The sequence below is a fragment of the Vibrio hepatarius genome, from assembly GCF_001274785.1.
Lineage (GTDB): Bacteria > Pseudomonadota > Gammaproteobacteria > Enterobacterales > Vibrionaceae > Vibrio > Vibrio hepatarius.
In genome coordinates this window covers 198667-223507 of record NZ_LHPI01000019.1, presented here as the reverse complement: position 1 = coordinate 223507, position 24841 = coordinate 198667, and the positions used below count along the sequence as shown (strand labels likewise).

Genomic DNA, 24841 nt, shown 5'->3' with positions numbered 1-24841 from the left:
TAGCCCCCACTCTTGAGTGGGGGCTATTTTGTTTATTTACGTCGTAATAACGGTAGTAACATTATCAGCGTTAACCAGCCTAAACTGCCACCACCTCCGCCACTACTACGGCGATCGGATTGTGTTTCAAAACTCGCTTTACGGAAGTTGGAAATATATGCCGCATTATCACCTACAAAATCGTTACTGTTCTTGTTGAACTCAAATGTAAGACTATTGGAATAGCTAGGTAGATATACCCATGGTTTGTAAACACCGACACCATTCACGCTGCCTATAAAATTCCCATTGACATACAAATCAGCATCATCATTTATCGAGGCAGATACTGTTAGATCAAATTCATAGTATCCAGAAGGAATGCCTTCAAATATCACTGATGAACGCTGTCCCTGAGCAATAACTGCAGAGCGTAAACCATCTGACGTGATTTGCCATGGATGCTCGTTAGAATACACGTCAACATTAGAGATAGAAAATGCATCCGCAATAGCTGTGCTCTGGGACTTAGCTATCGTGTATTGTGCTTCCAACTCCACGTTGTAAGTTACGCCATTAGCCGTATAGTTCAGCGTAATACCTAAGTTCCTTTTTCCATAATTGGCAGAATAAAAACTCGCCTCAACGGTACATGAGCCACCTGAAGCTAACGTATGTGGATTTGTTCCGTCAAAACAGCGCTCAGATGACGTAGTCGAAATATTAATATCATTCGACCAAAACGGTGCTGTCACGTTATCGATTGTTATATCATTTGCAGAAACGTTTTTAATAACAAACTCATGCGTATTGGTGCCAGTCTCTTTGTACGCTCTAGGACTCATCTCGCTATAACTCAAACCTGACTTAATTTGAGTAATCCAATCCGTATAGTGACTGATATTGGTGTATGCGCCATATGAGTTGGTCGCGCCACATCGTGTCGAACCAAAACTGACAATCCCAAGCTGTACACCTGAAGAGTCGATGACTAGTGGGCCGCCACTATCGCCTCGACACGAGTCAAAACCTTCATAAGCGTAGCCTGCACAAAAGTTATCTGAATCTTTGTCACTTACTACAGAGTCAAATGTCATCGCACAGATAGCTTGGTCAACCATAGGCACGGTAACTTGGAGCAACTGCGCCGAAGTTGTATGGTTGCCGTATTCGGGAGTGGTTGAGCCCCACCCCGCAACCGTCATGTCAGTACCATCAAGAGTACTTAATCGAGTGGTTGAGTCAGCAATAGTAACAGGCGTTGCTTCATGTGCTGCTAAAACCCTAGGCAGCTCTATAATAGCGATATCATTTGCTAAATTACTATAAGCGGGATGAATGTAAATCTGCCGCGGAGTTAACCTCACACCTTCTGTCGCTTCATGGTTGAGGTTGTTAATGCCCGCAATCACTTCAAAGTCTTGCGTTGTTTGACCTTCAACACAGTGAGCCGCAGTTAAAATATAGCGATCACCAATGTAGCTGCCACCACAGAACTGACCATCGTAAGCAGAAGCTCCGCGGGTAACAAGCGCTGTCATGTATGGCCAGTCAACAGAGCTGGCTGCCGTTCCGTCGATAATTCGTGGAGAGAAATCTTGAGCAATACTCGGAGCTGCGATCGCACACGTCGCGGCACCGACTAATGCGGAGAAATGCCAACGTATCATAAGTTTTACTTCCTATAAATTTCACATACATTGGCAGGAATAATATATTTGTCTGATAGGGTTAAAAACTAAAACCCTATTTCACAGCGATACTTTACTCTAAAATGCGAGTCATCACTAAATCCAGCGCCTAACCTTTTGTTTATAAACAATATACTCATTACCGAACAATTTCTCTAACGCTCGCTCTTCGGGCAAAATTTGAAATCGATTCATGTAAGGGATGAATAAAAAGGAGAAACCTAGAGCAAGCAGGTTCTGATGCCAGTAAGCAAAGCCGAACAAGAGGATGAACAACGCTAGGTACATTGGGTTGCGTGTGTAGGCAAATATTCCAGTTTGTACAACTGTAGAAGCATCTTCAACTTTGACTGGATGAACAGTGGTATTCGCTCGATGGAACTGATAAACACCAGACACACCAATGACACCGGATAAGACGAAGCAAACCGCCAAAAGTGGCGAATGCAGCGGCAGATCGACAGTAAACACTGGCAACGCGTGAGTGACGCGGTTAATCAAGATAATCAAAATAATGAACACCGCAACGGGTGGGATTTTTCTCTCTAACTTGTCCATATGACTCTTAGTACTGTTGTGATACCTAAAAAATAGCCCAGTGTCTGAAACTGGGCTACTTAACACTAAACGAGTTGTAATAAAGCTTGGACAGGATGTTTCATCTTCACACCTTCAAAACGTTTGACCTGACTGCGGCAAGAGTAACCGGTGATCAAGCAACGTTCTTTTGGTAGATCTTGCAAGCTCGGTTTCCAGCTTAGCCCGTAAATGTCTTTTGACATTTGCAGCTTATCGACTTCGTGACCAAACGTTCCAGCCATACCACAGCATCCCACTGGTACCGTGTTTAGCTGTCCACCAAAATGAGCGAATATCGCCCCCCACTCTTTTTCAGAGTTCGGCATTTTGGTTTTCTCTGTACAGTGAGCAAACAGATACCAAGGTTGTTGTTCTTGGCCAGACTGCGTGCCGAATTCTGCTAATCGAGGTAACAGCCATTCATGGGCGGTTAGCACTTGGAAATCACCACGCTTGTCGCCAAGCACTTCTTGGTATTCGTCTCGATAACACAATACCAACGCAGGGTCGACGCCAACCAGTGGAATCTCGATATCTGCCACTTGTTGTAAGAATGCGGCGGTGTTCGATGCGTTTTTCGCAAACTGCTTGAGGAAGCCTTTGATGTGTTGCGCTTTACCATTCGGTTTAAATGGCAACAACACAGGTGTTTTACCAAGCTTAAGCGCGAGTTTGGCGAAATCTTCCACCACTTCAGCATCGTAGTAGCTGGTAAATGGGTCTTGCACGATAACCACATGATTCTGCTTATCTTCCCTAGAAAGCGAAGCAAGGTATTGCAGGTCGAACGTTTTAAGCTCTGTTAAGCGCTGTTCCAAAGTTGGCACAGAAAGCAAAGGCGCATCGACATAACCGACCGTTGAAGCCGTCAAGTTCTGCACCCATTTCTGTTTCAACGCACCGTTAACCAGTTTTGGCGCTTTCGCCATGGTCGGTAGCATGGTTTCAATATTCGCGACCAAGTAATCTTTCATCGGACGTTGGTAGCGCGAGTAATAAATATTGAGGAAACGAGAACGGAAACTCGGTACGTCCACTTTGATCGGACACTGGCTGGCACACGCTTTACACGCAAGACAGCCATTCATCGCTTCATATACTTCGTGTGAGAAGTCGTCTTCATGGCGTTTGTTAAGTGTGTTCCTAACGCGGTCGATCATTGTTTTGATGGACGTTGTATTTTCCAGTGTTTGCTTCTCTAAATCGAGAATATCGACACCTTGCTCGGTCAATTGACGCAACCATTCGCGAACCAAGCCAGCTCGTCCTTTCGGCGAATGACGACGATCTGCTGTTACCTTCATCGAAGGGCACATTGGTGAAGAAGTATCGTAGTTAAAACACAAGCCGTTGCCGTTACACTCCATTGCCTGTTTGAAGCTGTCGCGTACTTTGACGTCGATTTGGCGGTCATAAAAGCCGCGTTTGGTATCTGTAACCTTAACGAGCTCAGCGTTGCTGTCCAACGGCGTACAGATCTTACCCGGGTTCATTTTGTTGTGCGGGTCGAACGCTGCTTTAACTCGGCGTAGCTCAGTAAACAGCTCTTCGCCAAAAAACTCAGGCCCGTACTGAGATCGGTAGCCTTTACCGTGTTCACCCCACATTAAGCCGCCGTATTTCGCGACCAACTTAACCACTTCGTCTGATACTTCGTGCATCAGTGCTTCTTGCTGGGGATCGCACAAATCCAGCGCAGGGCGAACGTGCAGTACACCCGCATCGACGTGACCAAACATACCGTAGTTCAGTTGCTTTGCGTCCAACAGTTCACGGAACTCGACAATGAAGTCTGCTAAATTTTCTGGCGGAACACAGGTATCTTCTGCAAACGCGACTGGCTTAGCTCGACCTTTCGCCGCACCAAGTAGACCTACCGCTTTTTTACGCATGTTGTAGATGCGGCCTATGCTCGCCAAATCGTCACACACTTGATAACCAATGATGCCAGCTTCGCCTTGTTCAAGCATCTCATCCAAACGCGCAGTTAACGCCGCCACTTGCTGAGCCACTTCTTGCTCGTCTTGGCCAGCGTATTCCACCATATTGATGCCCTGCATATCTTTACCAGGAACATCGGTTAGCAGATCACTTACGGTATGCCAAACAATGTCTTCTTTGGCGAGGTTAAGGACTTTCGAGTCAACGGTTTCAACTGAGAGCGCCTCTGCTTCCACCATAAATGGTGCATTGCGCAGAGCAGAATCAAAACTGTCATACTTTACGTTAACCAAGGTGCGCGCTTTGGGAATCGGCGTCAGGTTAAGTTTCGCTTCCGTGATAAACGCCAATGAACCCTCTGCGCCACACAAAACACGAGTCAGATTAAACTGATCGGTTTCTTCATCTAGTGCATTTTTAAGATCGTAACCGGTCAGGAAGCGGTTTAGTGGCGGAAATTTAGCGTTAATTTGTTCACGTTTTTCGCGACAAACTTGTTCGGTCACTTTGTAGGCTTGGTGAGCGTACTCGCCTTCTTCAGGCAGACCTTTTGACAGATCAGACTCAAGGACGGAACCGTCGGCAAATACCGCTTGTAGCGATAACACATGATCCGAGGTTTTACCGTATTTAAGAGAGCCCTGCCCCGACGCATCAGTGTTTACCATACCGCCCAACGTTGCGCGGTTACTGGTTGAAAGATCCGGCGAGAAGAAGTAACCATAAGGGCGAACCGCATCATTCAATTGATCCTTAACTACACCCGTTTGAACGCGTACCCAGCCTTCGTCTTCGTTGATTTCCAGCACCTTATTCATATGGCGCGACAGGTCAACCACAATCCCTTTCGTCAACGACTGGCCGTTCGTCCCTGTACCACCACCACGCGGAGAAAACGTAATGCGTTCGTAATTGGACTTAGTGCTCAGTTTGCCGATCAGCACCACGTCTTGTGTCGACTTTGGATGAACGACAGCTTGAGGAAGTTGCTGGTAAACACTGTTATCAGTGGCAACGGCTAAACGACTTGAATATTGGCTTTCGATGTCTCCGGAAAAGCCTGATGCTTTGAGTTCTTCCAGAAAACTGAGGACGACGGGATCCACGTCAGATTGAGAGTGTAATCTTGGTAACATTTGCTTCCTGCCCCTACTACGCTGATCCTGTCAGCATTGGGTTCAATATGATGAGTTATAATCTTTGAGTTAGGTCACTTTACAACATTTAAAAGAGTGATCAAAACAGAAATGCAGTGTCAAATTAGAACTTAGTTCATTTCTTTTCAACTCTTTAAAATCATGGACTTGATTTAAAGAGTCTTTACGAGCAAATCGCCAATGAAGAAAACAAAAATTATTACTACAGATGACATCCTTTTAACGCTTTGCCAGTCTGTATCAGGGGTCCTGACTTCAGCGACCAGTTCAAATGTCAGCTACTCAGCGATGGTGCAAAAAATCTCCAAAACCAGCCTAAAACCCGATTTTGGATGTTTTGTGCTGTTTGACGGTGGTTTCTCTGGGTTAGTGATCATCAACTTTACCTCCAAAGCCGCACTGGAGATCTACACCAACTACATGCGCAGTATGGGCATGCCAGAAGAAGAACTGGCTATTCTACATACGTCAGATGAAGTTGCGGACGTTTTGGGGGAACTAATGAACCAACTGGTTGGGCATTTCACCAATCAAATTCGCAAAACGTTGCAAACACATATCACTCAAAACCAGCCGAAAATGCTATCGCTTAACAAGCAGGTGATTTTATCGGTTGACACAAACCTAGATCGCCCTCAAGCGCGCCGTGTTACTTTCTCAACCGAGCAAGGTAACATCTTCTACTTAGAGTTAGCGATGGACAAAACCGAGTTCATTCAATTGGAAGAATTTGAAGTCGCTGAAGATGAAAGCCCTGACGCGATCTTAGAGCAAGCACGCCAGAAGCAAACTCCGGCAGAAAAAGACAAAGATAACGTCACGAACATCAACCCAGATGACCTACTCGACGAACTGGGTATCTAGCCAAGCGCTACGACTTTGTTATCGCTTTGGACTGACTCTTGATTTCACGCTAGTGATGTCGGGACTCAGTCCGAGCTAGAGAATTGATGACGGTAGCCTAAGCTAAATGCGATATCGGTACTGTTATCCATGTTGAACACATTCTCAATTGCAACCACTTCAATCGCCCCATAGCGAGTGTGATAACGGTAACCGAGCAAAAACTCCGTCGACGGTTCATCTAAGTCACTAATGGTGTCTGAGTTACCTTCATAGAGGTGGAATTCAGCGAGAATTCGATGCTTAGGATGAATCTCATACTGATAACTCACCCCAGACGAGAAAGAAAACGTCTTATATTTGATGTCTGCCAGCACGGTATCATCATGGCGATAAGTGACGCCAAGTAAGGTGTAGATGCTGTGTTTGCCAGTACGATAGCTGTAGTTTGCTTGCAAGCTTTGCTCAAAATTGCTGACTTCAAATGGCCCGCTGCTGACATAGTTGTAGTAGAGTGACCCGCCAAGGGATAAACCGTGCGTGTCGTTTTCTAATACTTGATAGCCAAGATAGAAATTGAACGCATTACCAAGTGTTTCACCTCTAAAGTCATGAACTTCAGCGCCGTACTTGGGCGCAGAAATATCAAATGAGTGATCATCGACCTCATCTCGCCCGTTTTGACCCAATCCGAAAAAGTCATGGAAGTCCTTGGTTAAGCTGTCCAGTCGATTATCGGCCGCAAAACGCCAAGTGTAACTGGCATCTAAAGACCAGCGCTCGTCCAATTGCCACAGACCGCCTATCGCTAAAGCATTTTGATAATAATCGGCGTGGTAATCATCGGTCCTTGCCCAAACGCTCGCGATACTCCCACTGGTATAGAGTTCAATCGTATCAGGACGATAGCTAAAACCACTCCTCACCAAGGGCGTTAAACTGCTCGATTGCAGTGGAGATTGGGCGTAGACTTTTAGCGGGCCAAAGTCGACATCAGAATGTTCTGCAGCTTGCACATAGATTGGGCAAGACAAAATGAGCAAAGTTACCCCAAATAGACTGTGACGACTTCTTTTCTGCATATTCATAACACTGCCACCTCTACAAACTGGCTGGATCCTAAAACGCCGCGGCAATCTTATGCTTCACAACGCAATGTATAGCATTTGAAGTGACGATGTTTTAAATCCAGCGCGATGGTTAAGCCCAAGGACGCGCTCAACCTTTTTATTTTTATTCAATGGATGAATAACTTGAGTATATAAAGAGGCTCAAAGGGTTGTTGTCTTAACTTTGCAATACAAGGTCCATTTGATTTTGATAGATGCGGAAAACTCGACGCTTGTTAACGCCGGCTACGAGTTTAATTCACTGTCGAATACCTCGAATAGAGTCGATGACGGCGTTTATCTCTTCTCAGCACTCATTCTATCCAACTCGATTTCCGTTTTGCCTGATAACACGTTAAAATGTCCGACTTTTCAAAATTGGTAACTCTTAAGCTGTCGATGGATAAACAAAAAGCCCTTAAAAAAATTGCGAAGTGTCTTGAGCTTGGTAATTCAGCTAACGTAAACGAAGCTGCTAACGCGATTAAAATGGCACACCGCTTAATGATGAAATATGGTCTTGATAAAGACGATATTGAGTTCATCAAAATGGGGAAAACTCAATCGACACATCTACTTCCTTCTAATGTCGGCTCACATTTGCTACGTATCATTCGTGGTATTAATACCAAGTTTGGCGTGGAAGCCGTGCTGCTTAATCACAAAGGTCTAAAACGCGCTGAGTTCATTGGTGAAGCTGACCGCGCGATCTTTGCCGCATTCGCTTTCGATATCATCTACCGCGAGATGAATGAACAAACGGGTAAGTTCCGCAATAGCTTTGCCGGTACTGGTACGCCATCAGGCGAAGTCACGCGACGCGTAGGCTCATTTTTGTCTGGCTGGGTAGAAGGCGCACTTGAGAAACTACCTATCATCAGCCCGGATGAAGAATCCGCGAAAAAGATCGACGACTACATCGATAAAGAGTTTCAAAATATCGACCGTGAGACCTTTAAACAACAGCTGCGAGAAGCGATGAAAAACCTTACCGACGATTACGAAGTCGGTTTAAAGAAAGGTCGTACTGTCTCCGTCAATCGCCCGATCAACGGCGCTCAAGCGCGCAAGATGCTACGCTGACATTCGTTAATCTCCGGTTAAGGATATGTCAATTACACTAGATTTGATTGACTTATATAGGCTGTATCTGGATGATTCTGCAGTCTTAATATAATTATTAATTAATCTTGGAAATGATTCCGGGACACATGGAGATGTACTTGTGAAAAAAATTACACTAGCTCTAGCAGTTGCTATCTCTTTATCTGGCTGTGCGGCAACGCAACGCCAAAACGCAACCACAGGCGAAACTGAAACTAACTCAGCAACGACAGGCGCTATCATCGGTGCAATCGCAGGTGCTGCTGTTGGTGTAGCAACAGGCGATGATGCAAAAGAGCGTCGTCAGCGTGCGCTAATCGGTGCAGCAGGTGGTGCGGCAGTGGGTGGCGGTGTCGGTTACTACTTTGACCGTCAAGAAGCAGCGCTACGTCAAGAACTTCTAAACTCTGGTGTTCAAGTTGAACGTGTTGGTGAAAACCAATTGCTACTTCGTATGGAAAACGGCATTGGCTTTACCTCTAGCTCATACGATCTAGACCCAAGCATCCACAATACACTACGTGGTGTGGCGCGTATCCTAGTTGAATACCCAGACACAAGCCTTGTGATCGATGGTCACACAGACAGCACTGGTGGCGACACACTTAACCAAGTCCTTTCAGAGCGCCGTGCTGAAGCAGTACGTACTTACCTGATTTCTCAAGGTGTAGCATCTGGTCGCGCAATCGCACGTGGTAACGGCGAGCGCTACCCACTATGTACTAACAGCACAACCGCTGGACGTGCATGTAACCGCCGCGTAGAGATTCAAATCCTGCCGCTGAAATAACAGCTCGCGGTTTCTCGATAATTTTTAATGGCTTCTTCGGAAGCCATTTTTTATTTGTCGTTTAAATGCATTAAACTCTACCTTTAGCATCACCAAAAATTAAGGGATTGAATTGAAACTGCTCACCTTTGTACTGCTCCTACTCTCTACTTCCACGTGGGCCATAACGGTGGACGAGTTAACCGAAAAAGCACAACAAAACGACACTGACGCTCAGTTTCAACTTGCAGAGAAATATCTCTCCGGTGATGGTGTAGAAGCTTCCGATCAAGAAGCCCGTTACTGGCTTGAGCGTGCGGCTAGCTCGGGTAACCACGGCGCGATACAAACGTTAATCACCCTCTCGTTACAGCAATCGCAAGACAGCAAACATCTTAATCAAGCCATCTATTGGCTGACGCAACTGGCGATCGATGGCGATACGCAAGCACAACTGAAACTAGGCGAGTTATACGAAGAGCAAACTGCGCCGCCTAAAGCTCTGGATATGGCGGAGATCTGGTATCGAATCGCCGCACAGCACGACGAAAACGCACAACTAGGATATGAAAGAGTACTGGAGCAGAAGTTCAACGCTCAGCGTGCCAAACAAGTCTCCTCCATCGATCAGTTGGAAGTGGCTTTTGATTCTCCCGAAATCGAACTTAACCCCGTAGAAAAATCAAAAGCCAGCGCAAGTAATGCTGCAGAGCCTTGGATTTATGTGGTTGCTGCCCTTGTGCTAGCGATTGTAGCGCTGTTGGTTTGGCACAAAAAGACAATGAACACTTTTGCCCAACAAGAACGCAACGCCGATGCAAAGTCTTCACAAGAGACGCTAAAACTGCGCGAACAGGTCAAAATGCAAGACACGACACTCAAGCAGCAAAAGCGCCAGCTGGATACCTTGTACCGCCAATTTAAAAAGCTACAAGCGAGCAAACAACCGAGTGTTGAACCAACTACCGCTAGAGACAATAAACTTGCCCTCGCCTGCGCGGTATTCGGCTACAAAGCGACCAATATTCCAAGCAGTAAAGAAGTGAAGGCAAGATATAAGCAACTTTGTAAAATCTATCATCCTGATTTACAAGGAAGTGAAGAAGAAATGAAACGTTTAAATGGAGCGCTAAAAATTGTGCTCACCTCCGTTAACAATTAGTTACAAAGACTCAATTTTTAACACGGCGTTTTTCGACACACTCGATATTAAAGGGCTGCGCAATCGATCACTCTCCCATATCCAATAACAAATGATTAACCTCGACGTATTTCTCGTGCAATAATTCGTCGCGAAGATATCACCTAGTTTTAAAGGTGGGGAGATCATAATGTTTACTATCGAAGGTATCTGCGACTGGTGTAAAAAGCCAAGCTTGTTAACTAAACACGAATACATTGATGGCAAGTGCAACCACTCGTGCCAAGAGTGCCATGACTTAGCTTCTTTGGACGTGCGTCAATTCAATATCGCTGAACTCCAGCAGCGCGAAAGACAGCGAGCATAAACTTCAGTTAAGCAGATTATCCAAACGCACAGGGCCACCATTTAGGTGGCCTTTATGTTTTCCGGCTTCTGGGAATATGAATTACACAGCGTCTGGCTGTTGCTCTGGTGCTGCGTTAATAAAAGCGGGATGGAGGCGAAGTGACGATGTCACACGACGGATAGTTGGGAAAGGGTCTAGGTTGACGTTAAAGCGCTCCGCGTTGTACATCTGAGGAACCAAACACACATCGACTAAACTGATCTCATCGCCAACACAGTACTCACCGCTGGTTTGAGCCAGTTTTTTCTCTAGCGCGCTAAAGCCAGTTTCAATCCAATGTCGATACCACTCGCCTTTTGCACTCTCTGACAGCTGCGCTTCATTGGTCAGATATTGAAGCACACGCAAGTTGTTGAGTGGATGAATATCCACCGCAATATCTTGCGCTAGGGCTTTGACTAGATAGCGCGTTTTCGGATCACTCGGCGTTAACAACACCTCAGGATACTGCTCATCCAAATAATCGATGATCGCCAAAGATTGGTTTAAGCATACATCGCCGTCCATCAGCACTGGGACTAGCTCGCTTGGATTCAATCGCTGAAACGTGGCGGAGTGTTGCTCACCGCCATGCTTGATTAAGTGCACCGAGCGCTGCTCGTAGTCCAGACGCTTAAGATTGAGCGCAATCCTAACCCTATACGCTGCCGAAGAACGCCAGTAGCCATAGAGAATGAGACTGGACATCAGTACTTCACCACTTGTTGGTCGATACTGCCGAATATCGACTGGCCGTTTGCGTCCAGCATTTCCATTTTGATTCGGTCACCAAACTTCATAAAGCGGGTTGATGGTTTACCATCGCGGATAGTTTCGATCATGCGTACTTCCGCGATACACGAATAACCCACACCACCTTCTGAAATTGCGGTGCCAAAGTCTGTACCTTGCTTATTAGATACCGTACCAGAACCAATAATCGCGCCTGCGGAAAGTGGGCGCGTTTTCGCCGCGTGTGCCACCAACTCGGGAAACTCGAAGGTCATGTCGACACCCGCGTTCGGACAACCAAACGGTTCATTGTTGTAGTGAGACAGCAAGGGTAAGTTGACTTTACCACCGTCCCAAGCATCACCAAGCTCATCAGGTGTTACTGCCACTGGTGAGAATACCGATGACGGTTTGGACTGGAAAAAACCAAAGCCTTTCGCTAACTCATTAGGAATTAAGCCACGTAGTGAGACATCATTCACCAGCATTAATAACTTAATCGCTGACGCGGCTTGTTCGGCAGAGGCACCCATTGGCACGTCATCGGTGATCACCGCGACTTCACCTTCAAAGTCGATGCCCCACTCTTCACTGGCGACAGGAATATCATCACGTGGACCGATAAACTCATCAGACCCGCCTTGGTACATTAACGGGTCTGTCCAAAAGCTTGGCGGCATTTCCGCTCCACGCGCTTTGCGCACCAATTCGACATGATTGACATACGCACTGCCGTCCGCCCACTGATACGCTCTTGGTAAAGGCGATTCACACAACTCTTGATCGAAGTCCATCTCGTTGACTAGCTCACCTTCATTTAAAGCGGTGTAGACTTCATTCAACTGCGGTTCAACTCGATCCCAGTGGTCGAGCGCTTGTTGTAAGTGTTCTGCAATTTCTGGTACAGCGACGCATTTGGTCAGCTGTTTATTGACCACCACAAGTAGTCCGTCACGAGTGTTGTTTTTCAGGGTCGCTAACTTCATTTTCTATCCCTTTCTTATGTAGCGTTATACTTTCCAACTGTAGACATATTCTTTGTTTTCGACACTTTGTGCCTCATCACTGAAATTCAGTGCATGACGGGTATCAATCATAACGGCGACTTCATCAGTGAACTTTTTCTTATATTCCTGACCAGCTTTAAACGCTTTCGGATGTGGTCCGTGTGTAAACCCAGCTGGATGAAACGTCACCATGCCTGCTTCGATATTATCGCGGCTAAAAAAGTCACCGGCGTGATAAAACAGCACTTCATCATAGTCGTCATTGTTGTGGTAAAACGGCACTTTCAGCGCACCTGGATCACTTTCGATTGGACGCGGTACAAAAGTACACACGACAAATCCACTGCCGACAAACGTGGTATGCGCAGAAGGAGGCAAGTGATAACGATGAGACATCAAAGGACGGATATCGCGCCAGTTCACTTTCACCACGGCTAAATCACCATGCCAGCCAATGGCGTCCAGTGGGTTAAATGGATATGAAATTACGCTGACTTTTTCGTGGCGTTTGACGTGAACTTGCGTTGGCTGTTCAGAATATTGCGCTTTGAATGGCGCGTTGATAGACGGCACTTCCAGCACCGCAGGATCAAACACTGCGTGGTTCCCCACCATTCCTTTATCAGGCAAGGTGTAGGCCGCATCAGTATTCTCCACCATCAGAATAAACATCGGTTCAGATGGTTCTAATCGCCAGTTGGTCGAGCGTGGGATCACCACATAATCACCTTCCGACACTTGGATATGGCCGTAGTCACAAAACAGATCGGCTTTGCCTTGGTGAATAAAAAGCAACTCATCGCCATCGGCATTGCGCACCAAGAAATCCATCTTTTCATCCATGCGCCAAACTCGGATCTTACAATCCGAGTTGTGCAGCAGGTGCGGAACATTCCAAGGCGAAATCTGGCTCGCTTTCTCAACCAAATTGAAGTTAAACGCTCTTGGGCGCAACTCCCCTTCCCATTCAGTCCAACCTGTAGGTGCATGTTGGTGATGAAAGTGCGCCGCCGGACCAAAGAAACCACTTCGGCCGGCTTCACGTTCATAGATAGCCTCTTCCGGGAAGTCCGCATGTGCTTGTTTTGAGCACACTCCCTCCCGATGAGGGAATGTGATCCATTTATGCATCGCTTAATACTCCGCGGCGAATCTGGTCTTCTTCGATCGACTCAAACAGTGCCTTGAAGTTACCTTCACCAAAGCCTTCGTTACCTTTACGTTGGATGATCTCGAAGAACACCGGACCAATCACTGTTTGGGTAAAGATTTGCAGTAGGATGCCATCTTTCATCGGCGCACCGTCAATCAAGATTTGCAGATCACGTAGCTTATCAACGTCTTCTTGGTGCCCTTCTACGCGCTCATCGACTTTCTCGTAGTAGGTATCTGGCGTCGGCATAAAGTCCATACCGCGATCACGCAGTGTTTGCACCGTTTGGTAGATGTTGTCAGTCGTTAATGCGATATGTTGAATCCCTTCGCCGTTGTACTCGCGAATGAACTCTTCAATCTGTGATTTATCATCAGACGATTCATTGATAGGGATGCGAATCTTGCCACACGGCGCGGTCATTGCGCGGCTGACAAGACCAGTTAGCTTACCTTCGATGTCAAAGTAGCGGATTTCGCGGAAGTTACCGATACGCTCGTAGAAACCGGACCAAATGTCCATGTTGCCTTGCTTAACGTTATGCGTCAGGTGGTCGATCTCGTACAGACCCACATCCATGTTATCTAAACGCTGCTGCGCATCTTCATAGAACTTGAAGTCCACGTCGTATATGCTTTGCTTACCGTAACGGTCAACAAAATAAAGCAGGCTCTCGCCAATACCGTAAATGGCCGGAATGCTTAGCTCCATTGGACCAATTTCGGTTTTGTATTCTTCAGCCCCATTGTTCAACGCATGTTGTAGCGCTTCAGCTGCGTTATGAACACGAAAAGCCATGCCACAAACTGACGGGCCATGAACTTTAGCAAAAGCTTCCGCTTGGCTGTGTGGTTGCGCATTGACGATAAAACTGATGTCGCCCTGGCGATATAGCCACGCTTCTTTCGAGCGGTGTTTTGCAATTTCGGCAAAACCTAGTGAGCCAAACAAGTCTTTAAGCGCTTGGATACCTTTGTCATCCGCCGCCGTGTATTCAACAAACTCAAAACCATCAGTGCCTAATGGGTTAAACGCCTCGTTCATTCTTGGTCCCTCTTTTCATGTTCCAGCGTGTCTACCCTTAAGTTTGCTGATTACGTGGTTAAAGGGAACCTTTTGCCGACAACTTGGGCGTTTACATAAAGTTAACCAAACGTGTAAACCAAGACTTTACACATTGCTCGTTCCCAATAAAAACAATGAGATAACAACGCAACCGAGTAACATTTTGTTTACATTAACATGTCAAATGGCTAACTTTTCGTACGTCTTCTGAGATGCGTTTTTCACTCGACAGAGGCGCTGAATTTCGCACCATTCAATCCATGTGATGATTTTGAGCAATTAATTTTGGAATCCGACGCCAATACACCAAACGAATGCCACCAACACCTCGCTATACAGCATGGATATCATTCAGTTACAAAGATTCACATAGAGAAGGAATGGTCTATCGCTCGATACGAATTATTCGCTAGGAGTTATCCATTCATTGATTTAACTCACCCTAGACTCCGATGAACAAGGATAAGGTATCCGCCTCTGTTCCTATAAGAGGTAGAACAATGACCCTAGTTAATCGTGAACGCTTAGTTGAACACTTTATTCAGCTAGTCAAAATCGACAGTGAATCCCGTGATGAAAAACAAATTGGCGAAGCTCTTGCAGAGCAGCTTGGCGAACTCGGCTTCACTGTGCACAAGCTTCCGGTACCAGAACAGGTATCGAATGGTTTCAACATTTACGCTCGCCTAGAAGGCAAGTTAGACGACAGCATCGTATTAAGCTGTCATATGGACACGGTTACGCCGGGAAAAGGCATCGAGCCCGTCATCGAAGATGGCATTATCCGCTCTAAAGGCAACACGATTCTTGGTGGCGACGACAAATCGGGCATCGCCGCGATCATCGAAGCCGTGCGTTGTATTCAAGCCGAGAACCTTGAACATAAAACGATTGAAATCGCTTTCACTGTCCATGAAGAAGGCGGATTGTTTGGTTCACAGCATTTCGATATGAGCTACATCAGCGCAGACAAAGCCATCGTACTTGATACTGGCGGCCCAATTGGCACTATCGTCAATGCGGCGCCGGGTCAGCAAAAGATCGTTGCGACGATCAAAGGTCGCCCTGCCCATGCTGGCTTAGCGCCTGAACAAGGCATTAGCGCGATTCAAGTCGCGGCTGACGCGATCATGCAAATGAAACTGCTACGTATCGACGAAGAAACCACCGCAAACATTGGCATCGTCCAAGGTGGTAACGCAACGAACATCGTCATGCCAGAGATCCGAATTGTTGCAGAAGCGCGTTCATTGAATGACAGCAAACTAGAAGCGCAAGTCGAGCACATGATTTCAACCTTCGAGACGGTAGCCGCCAAACACGGTGCCGAAGTCGAGATCGAATCGACTCGTGCCTACAACGCATTCGTCCTAGATGACAACCATCCGCATATTGCTGCGGTTAAAGCGTCTTTCGAAGCGATTGGCGCGTCGCCTTACACCAAAGGTACTGGTGGCGGCAGCGATGCGAACAACTTCAATGCTAAAGGCTTAACGACGATCAACGTTTCAACGGGCATGGCAAAAGTTCACACCACTGAAGAGTTCATCGCTATCGATGATATGGTTAAAGTGACTGAGTTTGTTAAGCACTATTTAACGCACTAGCTTAGCCTCCATTAACAAAAGAGCCACATCAATGATGTGGCTCTTTTATTATGTGTAGTAACTCATACTCGATCTTACACATCCGCTGGTTAGCCACAACTAGATCATACAGTCGGCTTGCTGGTGTCATAACTCGCAGTTGGACATAAGCTTGTTAGTGGCTTCGATAATGGAGTGTTTCATAAATAACCATAGGTATGTAACGTCTGTTAACTTAGTGTCCAATTATCTGCTGGTGCAGACTAGCAAGTTGCGTTATACAAATGTAATTATCTTGTAAACAATAGATTTCATTGCTAGAACTGATAGATGACTTTCTGGCGTCTAAGGGACTAGTATGAAAATTAGAAAGGTAAAAATTCAGGTTCGATCTGGTGGAAAAGTAGGTTGGGTAAACGACCAATATTTTTCTAAGCAAAGGTCTCACTATGTTTTGGCTGACTATTATTCTGAATATTTGTGGTTTAATTTGGGTGACGGGGAGCACGCATTTGTCAATTGCCAAACAGGAAGGTTTTTATGCTCAACATTTGTTGCTGGTAGCTCTATTTCTTTAAGTGGCTTTACTGATAAGAAATCGTCTACTCCAAATCACGTTTCAAAAATGTTTAGAGATCGTAAGTCGGACAGTTTCCACTACCCATACTTTTATTGTGATGATTTAGAAGTTGATAAATGGGTGATTCTTAAGGATGGAGTTAAAAGGATGACTTTTACTCTATTAACGCCGACACCAAAATACCACCCCGATAATGCTGTCTTTCATTGCTTCGGAGGTCCTGAAAGTTCTGAACCGAACGAGTTCAAACTAATACCCATAGAACCGTATGTAGATATTGTTGAACAAAAACCTGCGTATAAACCAGATAATTACGATTTTCCCGAAAGTCTGAAGATGCGTAACTACGATCACATGCCTGAGGGGAAATCCGAAGAGAGGCTTGTTGCATCAACAGTCATTCCTTGTTTCTACATAAACGAGGCTAGTCCTCAATGGCAAATAGAAAATTCCCCGTACTATTTACTTCAGAGGTATCAATATTGGGAAAGGCAAAATATGACAGCTTGGGGGGCTGAAGAACAAATAGATATAACGATCACTGTATCAGTTAAAGGGACTCTAACAAAGGAAATTGAAGAATCTACGAACCTAACGATAAAAAAAGATTTAGGTGTAAAAATAGAATTCAGTCCTTCTAAACAATTAAAGTATACCCTAACAGATAATTATTCACGAACACTCGAAAACTCTAACACCCTCAAAATTACCGAGGAAACAGAAAACTTTAGAAAGCGAGAAATAACTAGTAAGCGTAAATATGAAGCCAACACAAAGCTTGCTACTTGGATGCTAGTCAATAAGTATGTTGTTGTTAATGGAAAAAATTCAATTATAACGCAATGGAACGTGGTCGATACGTCTAAGAGGCAAGAAGATAAATACCCAGTGGATGCACAAGAACTTAGTCAAAAAATTATTTCAAACTGTGATGCAGAGGTAACAGTAAAAGATTTTACTGAAGATGGGGAGATCACCTTTGAAATTTATTGTGATTCTTCAGATTACCACAGAGGAAACTTTGATTATAAAGTAGAGTTATACGATGTTTTCAATGATGAAATAGAGGACTGGTCTTTTGGCAGCTATTGGCCAAGTAGTGCTGGCGAAAACCCACTAGAAGTTGCTGATAAGCCGTCAATTCCTGAGAATTGGATTGTAGTTAATGTAGTGGTAGAGTCCGTGGATTGTGAGGATCTTTCAAGATGACGAATAGAGTATTCTACTTGTATTGAACTAACAACCGAAGATTTTTAGCACCTAAACTGTATTAGTTCCGACGATTTGTAAACATGATCTAGGCATTAACGAAGACACGATGTGTAGTGGCTCGATTGGTATTGTTTAAACAGGTTGTGTCATTCTTGATCTGTGCGACATGTTGCGCTTCCGTCATATTAGAAAATGTCGCTCAAAGGTCTCTAGTTTTGCCATAGTGAAATTGGTTCAAATATTCCGTTTAGAGCCAGACTCTATGCGTTAATTAAGGAAATAAAAATGTCTGATTGTTGTTCAAAGTCCAATAGTGTTGCTCCTTTTCCAAGGATACATATTTGCCCAGAAAATAAATAAGCCTGTAGCTTAGTTTCTTCCGAAATTTTTAAGCATCGCATAAAAAACCATGGATATGGAAGTCTAATAATCAAGGTTACTATTTCTGCTCAGATCCTAATTGTTCGGTTGTTTATTTTGGTCAGGATGGCTCTGTAATTAAGTCTGATGCACTCCGAATTAAATCACAGTCAGATGACGATTTTGTCTGTTGTTGCTAAAGTATTACTAAAGCAGAGGCAAAAAACGACCCTATGAGACGTCAGTTTGTATTAGAAGAATAAAGAACGGAAACTGCGCTTGTAAAGCTAGAAAGTGCTGTCTGGCGGATTTTCCAAAAGGCAAATAGAGATTAGTAAAAATTGGGCAAATTTCTGACGTGAAATACATTACTTTGTTGCGCAAACTCGTCTTGGGGCAGAACCGATTTAGGGCAACCTGTCAGATCTAGTCACATCGAGACAACGAAACTGACAGATTGCATTTAGACTAATTCATGTTTTGTGTATGCGACATACAATAAGCAGATTTACTACAAACCAAGCTCTTCAGACAGCGCTTTCATTTGCTCAAGATCCATCTTGTAAACGCTGATCATTTGATTAATCTGACTGAGGCGGGAGTTGACTTTGTCCTGATTGTCACACGCGTCTGACTTTGCTTCCCACGACGTGCCTTCAAGATACGCATCGCAGTCTTTCTTCAATGCTTTGAGCTTCGGCTGCAATTCTTCGCGCTCTTTTTGTAGCGCTTCCAGCTCCATTTTGACTTTCAGTTCTTTCTGGAACAGTTCACGCGAACGTTCGAACATCGTCGCTTGCATATCCGCTTGACGGTTTAGCTGCGTATTACGCTTGTCGACTTGCGCCATCTGCTCTTTTTGCTGGTTAATCTGTTCTTCCAGAGCAAGGTTAACCTTCTCTAGCTCCGAAACTTGAGCTTTTATCGTCGTCAGCTGTTCTTCATGCCGTGCTTGCTGCTCCTGCAATTTCAGTTCAAGCTTTTGCGCGACTTCGTCATTTACATTGGCGACACGTTCCTCAACCTGAACAGCCAATTGCTTCTTCTCATCCACCAGCGCTTGGTATTTATCTTCGATTTCGTTGTAGGTTGACTCCCACTTGCCTGCTGTCCACGCAGAGCCGCCCAAACCACCCAACGCTAAGCCAAGCACTCCTGCAATCGCGATATAGAGATAAGTACGCTTGTCGCGCTCTTCAATCACAACAACGTCGTCATTATTGTCTTCTATCTCTGTTTGCTTACTCACGTAACGGCTCCTAACTAGCGTATCAATTCAGAAATCATCAAGGTCGCGGTGTAGATAACAAAGCCAGATAGCAGAGTAACCACGACATACTTTTGCAATTTTTCACTGGTTCGATAACGCACCAGCATAAACGCCAGCACGACCAAAAAGGCAATCGCAATCAATCGAGTCATAGACACTCCTTAGCTAAACTGCTCAACACGAGTTATGCTCCTTAACCCTTTAATTTATACCATCAAATCGCGGAAAAGAGTCAGAACTGAGTAGTTTTCTTTAAACTCAAGTCGAGTATTTGTACAATTGTGCGCAAAACCCACCAAATGTGGGTAACGATTAGCCAAACCTATCCACCACTTTAGAATACTGTTTGGTTGATACCAAGAAACAAGGTATAAAGACCCGGTAAACTAACAGAGGCCAAATAATGAAACCATTTAAGTTGGAAAACAAAAAACGCCGCATTCAGAAGAAACTATTCTTAGGCGAATTCGCAATGCTTGGCTTTGATATCAGCTGTGAAACCACGATCAAAGACTTCGATAGCTACGATTCATTTGTTGATGATTTCATCGACTACATCGACAGCATTGGTCTATGTTTCGGTGGTGGCGGCCTTGAAGTATTTGAAGGCTTCTTGTGCGCGCAAGAGCGTTACCAAAACGCGACTGAAGAACAGAAAGCGCAAGTTGTTGCTTGGCTTGAAGCGCGTGCTGAAGTGAAATCTGTGACAGCAGGTGAACTGGTAGACGCGAACTACTTCTAAGCCTGATTCATCAGCAAAAATCCCCGGCTATATGCTGGGGATTTTTTGTTTCTGCTCACTTTTTAGCCTTTCGATGAGTTTCCCCAATAAGACTGTTGAAATAGCATAAAAACATGATAGAGTTCACAAGTCATTAGCCACAACACTAATGACCAACTTTTGCTCACTTAGATGAGCAATTGTTCCGATGAAGACTGCAGGAGAGAGGTTATTAACCAATTATTAACAATTGGTCAGCATAACCCGCCGAAGAATTAACTATTTCAGGTGCTGTACTGTACAGCAGGGACTGTAGTTGGAGGAACCTCTGGAGAGAACCGTTAAATCGGTCGCCGAAGGAGCAAGCTTTGCCGCGTATTTGCAGCTAAGTGAAACTCTCAGGCAAAAGGACAGAGGAGTGGAAAGTACTTACCAGCTATAAGCCTTCTGTCTTTTGGCTCTTTGAGATCAATGATCTCTGCTTTTCTCTCTTCTCCTTAGTAACGTTTTATCACTAAAGGGGAAATCATGGATAACCTTCAATCTTTACTGACTACCATTGACCATTTTGTCTGGGGACCACCACTACTGATCTTGCTAGTGGGAACAGGTGTTTACTTCACTTTTAGCCTTGGCTTAGTTCAATTTCGACACCTTCCTTCCGCACTAAAGATGGTCTTTAGTAAAGATGATTCTGCAAAACAAGGCGATGTGTCTAGCTTCGCTGCCTTATGTACTGCCCTATCAGCAACCATCGGCACGGGTAACATTGTTGGTGTTGCAACCGCAATCAAACTCGGTGGCCCAGGCGCACTATTCTGGATGTGGCTTGCGGCGCTGTTTGGTATGGCAACCAAATACGCGGAATGTTTACTGGCAGTAAAATACCGCAAAGTCGACGACAAAGGTCAGATGGTCGGCGGACCAATGTACTACCTACAATACGGTGTTGGCTCAAAAGCGCTGGCGATCATGTTTGCCGTGTTTGCTTTGGGTGTAGCGTGCTTCGGTATTGGTACCTTTCCGCAAGTGAATGCCATTTTGGATGCCTCTGAGATTTCGTTCGGTGTATCGCGAGAAATTTCCGCAAGTGTGCTGACGCTGCTCGTCGCGTTTGTCACTTTAGGCGGTATTCAGTCTATCGCCAAAGTCGCAGGCAAAGTGGTACCAACCATGGCACTGTTTTATGTACTGGCGTGTTTAAGCGTGATTATCATGAACGCAGAGCACTTACTGGATGCGGTAGAGCTGGTACTGGTTTCGGCATTTACCTCAACAGCTGCAACGGGTGGTTTCCTCGGTGCTAGCATCATGTTGGCGATTCAGTCTGGTATCGCGCGTGGGGTATTCTCAAATGAATCTGGTCTAGGTAGTGCACCAATGGCGGCCGCAGCGGCGAAGACCGATTCTTGCGTGAAACAAGGTCTGATTTCGATGACGGGTACGTTCTTCGATACCATCATCATTTGTACCATGACGGGTTTAGCACTGATTCTCACTGGTGCGTGGCAAAGTGATTTCGCGGGTGCCGCAATGACGACTCATGCTTTTGCCGTTGGCTTGAACGCAGACACGTTTGGCCCGCTTCTGGTTTCGATTGGTTTGATGTTCTTTGCATTCACGACCATCTTAGGCTGGAACTATTACGGTGAGCGTTGCGTAGTGTTCTTGTTCGGTACTAAAGCAGTGCTGCCATACAAATTCATCTTTGTTGTATTGGTCGCATCTGGCGCATTCCTGCAACTGGATATGATTTGGATTCTTGCGGATATCGTTAACGGCTTGATGGCGATTCCAAATTTAATTGGTCTGATCGCCCTACGCCAAGTGGTTCTCGAAGAAACCAAACTGTACTTTGCCAATGCCGTCGGTAAAGCGTCACTGGCCAACGCGAACTAACTGATAACTCAGCATATTGACTTAACTTAATGGGAGCCTTTTGCTCCCATTTATCATTTAGATATACAGGAAGGTTATTAATCGCGTCTGTATTATTGATAAATTCAGGGTTTATTTCGTGCCACACCAACTCCACATAGTGATTAGGAACAACGCAACTCTGAGGTCATATGCAATTTCCACGAATCTCCGTCTTAGACCTAGCACCTGTCGCAGACGGCTCCAACTATCGGGAAACCTACCAAAAGTCGGTCTCCCTAGCCCAACTTGCTGAGAAGCTAGGCTACCATCGCTTTTGGCTTGCAGAACACCACAACATGCCTGATATCGCCAGTGCGGCAACGTCGGTATTGATCAGCCATATTGGCGCACAGACTCAATCGATCCGTTTAGGCTCAGGCGGCGTAATGCTGCCTAACCACGCACCGTTGGTGATTGCTGAGCAGTTTGGTACGCTCGAAGCCCTCTACCCCAATCGAATTGACCTTGGCTTAGGACGCGCACCGGGCACTGATTACCCGACTATGCACGCACTGCGCCGAGATCCAGAAAGATTCGACCCAGACTTTTCTGAGTTATTGGAAGAGCTGCAATTCTTTATGGGGCCGGTATCTCAAGGGCAACCTGTCAAAGCTTGTCCGGGAGCTGACTCAAATGTTCCGCTTTGGCTACTGGGTTCAAGCACTTACAGCGCACAGCTTGCGGCGCTAAAAGGACTGCCGTTTGCCTTTGCCTCACACTTCGCTCCGGATGCGATGATGCGAGCGCTGGACATTTACCGCTCAAACTTCCAACCTTCAGAGCAACTCGATAAACCTTACGTGATGATAGGTGTGAACGTTGTCGTTGCAGAAACAACGGAAGAAGCGAACTTTTTAGCCACAACAGAAAAGCAGAAGTTTTTGCAGTTGATCCGTGGCGGACAAGGCAAAATACCTGCACCAGTCAGCGATATGGACTCACTATGGCAGCCGCATGAAAAGCAACAGGTGAATAACCAACTGAGAGAGTCGATCCACGGTGACAAAGCGCTAGTGCTAGAGAAACTTCAATCTTTAGTCGAGCGAACGCAAGCTGACGAGATCATGGCGCACTCGGTGATATTCGACCACCAGAAGAAGCTACGCTCTTACGAATTGTTGGCTGAGCTGAAAAGTGAACAGTCATAAAAAGTCTGTAGAACCGTGAAAGAAAAAGAGCGACTTTAGAGTCGCTCTTTTGCTATCAAACCGTCATGGTTTTCAGACTCGGGGAGCAAATCAACCTTGCGCCCGTCACCGCCTGCACATCTTCAAATGAAAACTCCGGCGCAATTTCTGTCATCACCATGCCGTGCTCCGTGATCTCAAATACACCCATTTCGGTCACAATCAAGTTAACTTGCTCAACTGCCGTCAAGGGAAATGAGCACTGACTCATCAGCTTGGCTTGACCTTTCGCCGTGTGCTCCATCGCAACGATGACGCGCTTAGAACCGACAACCAAATCCATCGCACCGCCCATGCCCGGCACCATCTTATCCGGTACAATCCAGCTGGCGAGATTGCCTTTTTGGTCTACTTGCAAAGCACCCAATACGGTCGCGTCAACATGACCACCACGAATAATGGCGAAAGAATCCGCGCTGTTAAAATAGCTCGCACCCGAGATCGCCGTTATCGGTTGTCCACCTGCATTGACCAAATCCCAGTCAACTTCTTCGCTTTGTGCCAGATGACCGATACCCAACAGGCCGTTTTCTGCCTGAAAGAGTAATTCCACATCCTGACTGATTTCGTTAGCTACTAAGGTTGGTAGGCCAATCCCCAGATTGACCACATCACCATCTTTAAGCTCTTGCGCCACGCGTGAGGCAATACGCTTGCGGATCGCTTCTTTATCTAACTGACTCATCAGGCGTGCTCCTCCATATAAATATGGTCAACGTACAAACTCGGGGTATGTATGGTCTCGGGCGCAATGTCGCCAACTTCCACCAGTTCGACTGGCTCGACAATCACTACGTCGGCTGCCGTCGCCATTAATGGATTAAAGTTTTGCGTGGTTTTGTGGTAATGAATGTTGCCACGTTTATCGACTACCGAGCCGCGAATGATCGCTAAATCCGCTTTAAGTGGGGTTTCCAACAGAAAAGGCTGACCGTTCACTTCAATGACTGGTTTGTTTTCCGCGACAATCGTGCCTAACCCCGTCGGCGTTAGCACACCACCTAAGCCCGCACCTGCGCTTCGAATCCTCTCGGCTAATGTTCCTTGCGGGACTAACTCCACTTCTAGGCTGCCGTCGCACATCTGCTGTCCGGTTTCTGGGTTAGTACCGATATGAGAGGCATAGAGTTTCTTAACGCGTTTCTGCGCGATTAGCTTGCTCACCCCTTTCCCGGGAGAGCCCGTATCTGTGGTGATCAGCGTTATCTCTTTAATATCGTGTTCAATTAATAAGTCGATGAGTTTCTCTGGCGCTCCAACAGCCATAAATCCACCACTCATGATCGTCATTCCGTCGTGCAGCAGCGCTTTGATGCCTGCTGCGTTGATCGCTTTTTTCATAATCGC

Annotated in this window: 23 protein-coding genes and 1 riboswitch; of the genes, 11 read left to right on the top strand and 12 right to left on the bottom strand. The window is 45.8% G+C overall.

Annotated features, from left to right (window positions below; genetic code table 11):
• Positions 1 to 32: 32 nt before the first annotated feature.
• The 3 genes from AKJ31_RS17885 to ydiJ form a co-directional block, all read right to left on the bottom strand.
• Positions 33 to 1649 carry a S1 family peptidase gene (locus tag AKJ31_RS17885; RefSeq protein WP_053410438.1) on the bottom strand — a complete coding sequence of 539 codons (1617 nt, stop codon included), beginning with the start codon at positions 1647 to 1649 and terminating at the stop codon, positions 33 to 35.
• A gap of 117 nt (positions 1650 to 1766) precedes the next feature.
• Entirely contained in the window at positions 1767 to 2228 is a 462-nt protein-coding gene (locus AKJ31_RS17880; RefSeq protein WP_053410437.1) for a methyltransferase family protein, read from the bottom strand.
• A 65-nt stretch (positions 2229 to 2293) separates the two neighbouring features.
• Entirely contained in the window at positions 2294 to 5326 is a 3033-nt protein-coding gene (gene ydiJ / locus AKJ31_RS17875) for a D-2-hydroxyglutarate dehydrogenase YdiJ (RefSeq protein ID WP_053410436.1), read from the bottom strand.
• A gap of 201 nt (positions 5327 to 5527) precedes the next feature.
• Here ydiJ and AKJ31_RS17870 point away from each other — a divergent pair, with 201 nt between their 5' ends.
• Positions 5528 to 6211, top strand: coding sequence for a DUF3334 family protein (locus tag AKJ31_RS17870; RefSeq protein ID WP_053410435.1), 684 nt, complete (start codon positions 5528 to 5530; stop codon positions 6209 to 6211).
• Positions 6212 to 6276: 65 nt separating this feature from the next.
• Here AKJ31_RS17870 and AKJ31_RS17865 read toward each other — a convergent pair whose 3' ends face one another.
• The gene (locus tag AKJ31_RS17865; RefSeq protein ID WP_053410434.1) at positions 6277 to 7278 is read right to left on the bottom strand and encodes a DUF3187 family protein; all 1002 of its coding nucleotides are present in this window, start codon (positions 7276 to 7278) and stop codon (positions 6277 to 6279) included.
• Positions 7279 to 7698: 420 nt separating this feature from the next.
• Between AKJ31_RS17865 and AKJ31_RS17860 the strand changes: the two genes are divergently transcribed.
• From AKJ31_RS17860 to AKJ31_RS23280, 4 genes are all read left to right on the top strand, one after another.
• A complete protein-coding gene (locus tag AKJ31_RS17860; RefSeq protein ID WP_053410433.1) occupies positions 7699 to 8382 on the top strand; it encodes a DUF2786 domain-containing protein in 684 nt (227 codons plus the stop codon).
• 142 nt (positions 8383 to 8524) lie between these two features.
• Positions 8525 to 9193: a YiaD family glycine zipper/OmpA-like lipoprotein gene (locus AKJ31_RS17855; RefSeq protein WP_053410432.1), complete on the top strand. Its 669-nt coding sequence runs from the start codon at positions 8525 to 8527 to the stop codon at positions 9191 to 9193.
• 169 nt (positions 9194 to 9362) lie between these two features.
• Positions 9363 to 10334 (top strand): tetratricopeptide repeat protein, encoded by a 972-nt coding sequence (locus AKJ31_RS17850; protein WP_245639067.1) that lies wholly within the window; start codon positions 9363 to 9365, stop codon positions 10332 to 10334.
• Positions 10335 to 10503: 169 nt separating this feature from the next.
• Positions 10504 to 10680: a hypothetical protein gene (locus AKJ31_RS23280; RefSeq protein ID WP_169780642.1), complete on the top strand. Its 177-nt coding sequence runs from the start codon at positions 10504 to 10506 to the stop codon at positions 10678 to 10680.
• An 81-nt stretch (positions 10681 to 10761) separates the two neighbouring features.
• Here AKJ31_RS23280 and maiA read toward each other — a convergent pair whose 3' ends face one another.
• Genes maiA through hppD form a run of 4 tightly spaced genes read right to left on the bottom strand, consistent with a single transcriptional unit; the run spans position 10762 to position 14637 of the window.
• Entirely contained in the window at positions 10762 to 11409 is a 648-nt protein-coding gene (gene maiA / locus AKJ31_RS17845) for a maleylacetoacetate isomerase (RefSeq protein WP_053410430.1), read from the bottom strand.
• A complete protein-coding gene (locus AKJ31_RS17840) occupies positions 11409 to 12419 on the bottom strand; it encodes a fumarylacetoacetate hydrolase family protein (RefSeq protein WP_053410429.1) in 1011 nt (336 codons plus the stop codon). Before AKJ31_RS17840 ends, maiA begins: the two co-directional genes overlap by 1 nt.
• Before the next feature lie 24 nt (positions 12420 to 12443).
• Positions 12444 to 13571 (bottom strand): homogentisate 1,2-dioxygenase, encoded by a 1128-nt coding sequence (locus AKJ31_RS17835; protein ID WP_053410428.1) that lies wholly within the window; start codon positions 13569 to 13571, stop codon positions 12444 to 12446.
• Positions 13564 to 14637, bottom strand: a complete 1074-nt coding sequence (gene hppD / locus AKJ31_RS17830; RefSeq protein ID WP_053410427.1) for a 4-hydroxyphenylpyruvate dioxygenase — start codon at positions 14635 to 14637, stop codon at positions 13564 to 13566. The genes AKJ31_RS17835 and hppD overlap by 8 nt, the downstream gene beginning before the upstream one ends.
• A gap of 521 nt (positions 14638 to 15158) precedes the next feature.
• Between hppD and AKJ31_RS17825 the strand changes: the two genes are divergently transcribed.
• The 3 genes from AKJ31_RS17825 (at position 15159) to AKJ31_RS23625 (ending at position 18596) form a co-directional block, all read left to right on the top strand.
• Positions 15159 to 16265 (top strand): M20/M25/M40 family metallo-hydrolase, encoded by a 1107-nt coding sequence (locus AKJ31_RS17825; protein WP_053410426.1) that lies wholly within the window; start codon positions 15159 to 15161, stop codon positions 16263 to 16265.
• A 337-nt stretch (positions 16266 to 16602) separates the two neighbouring features.
• Entirely contained in the window at positions 16603 to 18033 is a 1431-nt protein-coding gene (locus AKJ31_RS17820) for a hypothetical protein (RefSeq protein ID WP_053410425.1), read from the top strand.
• 416 nt (positions 18034 to 18449) lie between these two features.
• Positions 18450 to 18596, top strand: a complete 147-nt coding sequence (locus AKJ31_RS23625; RefSeq protein ID WP_169780644.1) for a hypothetical protein — start codon at positions 18450 to 18452, stop codon at positions 18594 to 18596.
• A gap of 311 nt (positions 18597 to 18907) precedes the next feature.
• Here AKJ31_RS23625 and AKJ31_RS17815 read toward each other — a convergent pair whose 3' ends face one another.
• Positions 18908 to 19645, bottom strand: a complete 738-nt coding sequence (locus AKJ31_RS17815; RefSeq protein WP_053410424.1) for a hypothetical protein — start codon at positions 19643 to 19645, stop codon at positions 18908 to 18910.
• 14 nt (positions 19646 to 19659) lie between these two features.
• Complete coding sequence (locus AKJ31_RS23270) at positions 19660 to 19818, bottom strand: hypothetical protein (RefSeq protein WP_169780641.1); 159 nt, start codon at positions 19816 to 19818, stop codon at positions 19660 to 19662.
• A gap of 251 nt (positions 19819 to 20069) precedes the next feature.
• Here AKJ31_RS23270 and AKJ31_RS17810 point away from each other — a divergent pair, with 251 nt between their 5' ends.
• The 3 genes from AKJ31_RS17810 to AKJ31_RS17800 all read left to right on the top strand — a co-directional run bounded on the left by AKJ31_RS17810 (position 20070) and on the right by AKJ31_RS17800 (position 23455).
• Positions 20070 to 20408, top strand: a complete 339-nt coding sequence (locus tag AKJ31_RS17810; protein ID WP_053410423.1) for a YggL 50S ribosome-binding family protein — start codon at positions 20070 to 20072, stop codon at positions 20406 to 20408.
• A gap of 297 nt (positions 20409 to 20705) precedes the next feature.
• Positions 20706 to 20811, top strand: a riboswitch (glycine riboswitch).
• Positions 20812 to 20915: 104 nt separating this feature from the next.
• Positions 20916 to 22286, top strand: coding sequence for an alanine/glycine:cation symporter family protein (locus tag AKJ31_RS17805; RefSeq protein ID WP_053410422.1), 1371 nt, complete (start codon positions 20916 to 20918; stop codon positions 22284 to 22286).
• Between the two features lie 170 nt (positions 22287 to 22456).
• Positions 22457 to 23455, top strand: a complete 999-nt coding sequence (locus tag AKJ31_RS17800; RefSeq protein WP_053410421.1) for an LLM class flavin-dependent oxidoreductase — start codon at positions 22457 to 22459, stop codon at positions 23453 to 23455.
• Between the two features lie 55 nt (positions 23456 to 23510).
• On the opposite strand, the gene AKJ31_RS17795 is transcribed toward AKJ31_RS17800, so the two are convergent.
• Positions 23511 to 24182, bottom strand: a complete 672-nt coding sequence (locus AKJ31_RS17795; protein ID WP_053410420.1) for a 3-oxoacid CoA-transferase subunit B — start codon at positions 24180 to 24182, stop codon at positions 23511 to 23513.
• Positions 24179 to 24835 carry a CoA transferase subunit A gene (locus AKJ31_RS17790; protein ID WP_053410419.1) on the bottom strand — a complete coding sequence of 219 codons (657 nt, stop codon included), beginning with the start codon at positions 24833 to 24835 and terminating at the stop codon, positions 24179 to 24181. The genes AKJ31_RS17795 and AKJ31_RS17790 overlap by 4 nt, the downstream gene beginning before the upstream one ends.
• Positions 24836 to 24841 lie beyond the last annotated feature (6 nt).